The 4140-nt window shown below is 47.3% G+C and carries 2 protein-coding genes; one reads left to right on the top strand and one right to left on the bottom strand.

Going from position 1 to position 4140, the window contains the following annotated elements; all coding sequences use genetic code 11:
• Nucleotides 1-48: 48 nt before the first annotated feature.
• Nucleotides 49-276 carry a reverse transcriptase N-terminal domain-containing protein gene (locus tag ACTIE0_RS23115; RefSeq protein ID WP_062945956.1) on the bottom strand — a complete coding sequence of 76 codons (228 nt, stop codon included), beginning with the start codon at nt 274-276 and terminating at the stop codon, nt 49-51.
• 1913 nt (nt 277-2189) lie between these two features.
• Between ACTIE0_RS23115 and thrS the strand changes: the two genes are divergently transcribed.
• On the top strand, nt 2190-4004 hold the full coding sequence (thrS, locus tag ACTIE0_RS23110; protein ID WP_006625971.1) for a threonine--tRNA ligase: 1815 nt from the start codon (nt 2190-2192) through the stop codon (nt 4002-4004).
• The last annotated feature ends 136 nt before the right edge of the window (nt 4005-4140 follow it).

Raw genomic sequence — 4140 nt, 5'->3', positions numbered from 1 at the left:
ATACGAGTCCCTTATATTCCACCAAGGGGTGGAAGTCCCACTAGGAGGCTATTTCGGGCATTGCATCCCTATTTCACCCCTAAACGTCTCGCACGCATAATATGATTTCACCAATAGACGTTGCAACCTTCTAGCCTTTGCGTCCTGTCCCGATTTAGCTGCTTGGTATATCCTCTTTTGGAGCTTAAAAACGTACCGCTGAACCTTAGCCCAGTTGATACTTTTCCATACAAACGCACGTCTTAGTAGGTTTCGGTTTTCCGAATCCTTTACCATCTCTCGATTTCGTCATCTTGACTCCTACTAAACTCTATCCTTGCAATCAAACCGTGACCCGTTAGCATATCCCGTCCATTACAGCCGGGCGTTGGCTTTTGGTCACATCTCACCCCCTCAAGGGGGTAGGGTCGAACGAGAAGTCACCTTCCCGAACTCCCATACAAAACCGTGCTTGATACTTTCACATCACACGGCTCCTGATGTGGACACCCCGTGTCATGGGAACAGGGTTACGACCCCCTGCTTTGTAACTTCAACTTTCAGAGCTGTATACAACCACGTAGTCTTTAAACTCGCTCTCGTCATAATACTCCTACTAATCGCAGTATCTATATCCACACCGCGACCTGTGGGCATATCCCCACCATGACAATTGGGCTTGGGCTTCTGGTCGCATCCTTCACCCTCAAAAGCATACGCTTACACTTTCACTACTCCACGGGTACATCCCGCCACTGAGAGCTAATGAGGGGTTACAACGTTCCATCTATGCGGGCATTCCATCTTTAGATTCGTCCTCAGAACCGGGGTACTTTAAAGGTCTGTGCACAACTTTCGTTGTTTTTAGGTAGTTGCATGAGCCCCCTACTTTTCCCCTTGCCCTTTTGGGCGCAGCGTGTCAACCTATTTCGCTGCTAGTGTATTACGATGGTTCCAGCCGGACATTCGGTTTCCCTAATCATGGATGGTTGGCAGTGGTCGAGTGAGAGGTAGGTTCCTCTATTACGCCTTCCGTTCCCCGCTTCAATCTGACGGGTTGTGAATCCTAAAACTGGGGGTGGCTATCGCCGTTACTCTCAACTTCCTGCTTTACTAGATGGGTCACGACTCCATCGTTCTAGCGTTCTGTCTTGACCTTGAGTTTCCCTGCCTTGCTTGGTTGTTGAGACCAAGCGTTGGGACACATAGATAGTTATGGGATGGTCAGCAATCCTATCTATATTGCTATAGCTAGAATGAGACATTCCTTATATTCTACCAAGGGGTATAAGTCCCACTGGGAAGTGATTTCAGGCATTGCAGCCCTATTTGGTCTCCCAAACGTTTCGCACCTTGCGCTTACACTTGTCACTACTGACTACTTCGACCAGATAATCAGAGCCTAAGAGGGGTTAAAACGTTCCGTTTATATGGGCATTCCATCTTTAGATTTGTCCTTTCCACCGGGGTACTTTAAAGGTCTGTGTAGGTAGTTAAAATATCCTCCTACTTTTCCCCTTACTCTTTTGAGCGTAGCGTATCAACCTATTTCGCTACTTTATATTGACGATGGTTCAAGCCGGACATTCGGTTTCCCTAATCATGGATGGTTGGCAGTGGTCTCGATTCTGGTGTTGGGTTACACCTCGGAGCCTTCCGTTCCCCGCTTCAATTCTAGGGTTGTGGGTCCTGAAACTGGGGGTGGCTATCGCCGTTACCCTCATCTCTGTTTCGTCACGTTTCCGTTATGTTAAGAATTGTTACGAAATGTTACAGAGTGTATTGACCTTTGGTTCCCTGCCTTGATTTTGTATCGTAGGATACTAATCGTTGGGACATATAAACAGTTATGAGGATGCTCAGGAGTGCGTTCCTTATATTCAACCAAGGGGTTGAAATCCTCACCAGGCGGTTGTTTCGGGTATTGCAACCCTATTTCATGCCTGAACGTCTCGCACTTAGTCAATATATTAACACTCTTTACAATTCTTAACAATTTTCTTAACAAAAGTTTTAGGATATGGTCCCACAAACTGTCAAGATAAATTTGAGCATATCTACCCTAGTTTAGCTACAATAGGCTCATCCGATGGGAAGGCTAGAGCCTGGTCCGATGGCGATCGTCTCCTTCCCCGAAAGGCTTGGAGTCTGGGTCAAGCTGACCAGCAACCTAAGCCGGTACAAACAACCAATTCACAAATTGATGCTCGATGGCTATCGAAAATTCACAGGCAACTTCAGAACAGCCCCAAAAAATCCATCTTCCCAAAACCAGCCAATCTGATCAACTAAAAAGGATTCGCCACACCACTTCTCATGTAATGGCTATGGCAGTCCATAAGTTGTTTCCCAAGGCTCAAGTAACTATAGGACCATGGATTGAAAACGGCTTCTACTATGACTTTGATAGCCCGGAACCTTTTACGGAACAAGACCTAAAAGCCATCAAAAAAGAGATGGTAAAAATCCTCAAGCGGAAACTACCCGTTATCCGGGAGGAAGTTAGCCGGGAAGAAGCCCAACGGCGCATTGAAACCCTAGGAGAACCCTACAAGCTAGAAATCCTGGCTGACCTAACGGAACCAATTACCATTTACCATCTGGGCGATCAATGGTGGGATTTATGCGCCGGACCTCACGTTGAAACTACCGGAGATATTAACCCAAAAGCGATCGAATTAGAAAGCGTGGCGGGAGCCTATTGGCGGGGAGACGAAACCAAAGCTCAACTCCAACGCATTTACGGTACAGCCTGGGAAACCCCAGAACAACTCGCAGAATATAAACGCCGGAAAGAAGAAGCTCTCAGACGAGACCACCGCCGTTTAGGGAAAGAATTAGGACTATTTATATTTTCCGATCAAGTGGGTCCGGGGCTACCTCTGTGGACTCCTAAAGGTACAATTCTGAGGACAACCCTTGAGGACTTCCTTAAACGAGAACAGGTGCGGCGGGGATATCAACCAGTGGTTACCCCCCATTTGGGGCGGGTCAATTTGTTTAAAACCTCTGGTCACTGGCAAAAATACCGCGAAGACCTCTTTCCCATGATGGGAGAATCAGAGGACGAGGGGTTTGTCCTCAAGGCTATGAACTGCCCCTTCCATGTACAAATTTATAAATCTAGTCTACGCTCCTATAGGGAATTGCCCATCCGTTTGGCTGAATTTGGGACGGTTTACCGCTACGAACAGTCGGGGGAATTGGGAGGATTAACCCGTGTGCGCGGCTTTACCCAAGATGATGCTCACCTGTTTGTTACCCCGGAACAGTTGGATGATGAGTTTCTCAAGGTGGTTGATCTGATTCAGTCTGTCCTCAAAAAACTCAAGTTGGATCAGTCCTTTAAAGCCCGTTTGAGTTTCCGTGACCCTAATTCTGATAAATATATCGGTTCAGACCAAGCCTGGGAAAAGGCAGAAAATGCGATCCGCCGCGCGGTGGAAACTCTGGGAATGAATTATTTTGAGGGTATTGGTGAGGCTGCCTTTTATGGTCCTAAGTTGGATTTTATTGTTCAGGATGCTTTGGAACGAGAATGGCAGTTAGGAACGGTTCAGGTGGATTATAATTTACCAGAAAGGTTTGATCTCGAATATGTGGCCGAAGATGGAACCCGCCAGCGCCCGGTGATGATTCACCGCGCCCCCTTTGGGTCCCTGGAACGGTTGATCGGGATTTTGATTGAGGAGTATACGGGGGATTTTCCCCTATGGTTGGCTCCGGTAATGGTGCGGTTGTTACCTGTTAGTGACGAGTTTTTTCCTTTTGTGGAGTCTGTGGCTGAAAAATGGCGATCGCTTGATATTCGTGCGGAAGCTGATCACAGTCACGATCGCTTGGGTAAAATGATTCGTAATGCAGAAAAGGCTAAAGTCCCAGTTATGGCTGTGGTGGGGGCTAAGGAAGTGGAGTCTAATAGTCTCAGTATCCGTACCCGCGCACTAGGAGAATTGGGGACCTTGACGGTGGCGGAAACCCAAAGCCGACTACAATTTGCGCTCGCTAACTTTGCTGATTTTTAGCCGGGAACGGTTAAAACCTGCTATGATTTAATATCAGGGGTGCGAGACGTTCAGGCATTAAATAGGGTTGAGATACCCGAAATAACCGCCTGGTGGGGACTTCAACCCTTTGGTTGAATATAAGGAACGCACTCCT

Source organism: Limnospira sp. (genome assembly GCF_051859755.1).
GTDB lineage: Bacteria > Cyanobacteriota > Cyanobacteriia > Cyanobacteriales > Microcoleaceae > Limnospira > Limnospira fusiformis.
Note: the sequence above shows the minus strand (reverse complement) of the source record. Positions and strands in the feature narration are given on the sequence as shown.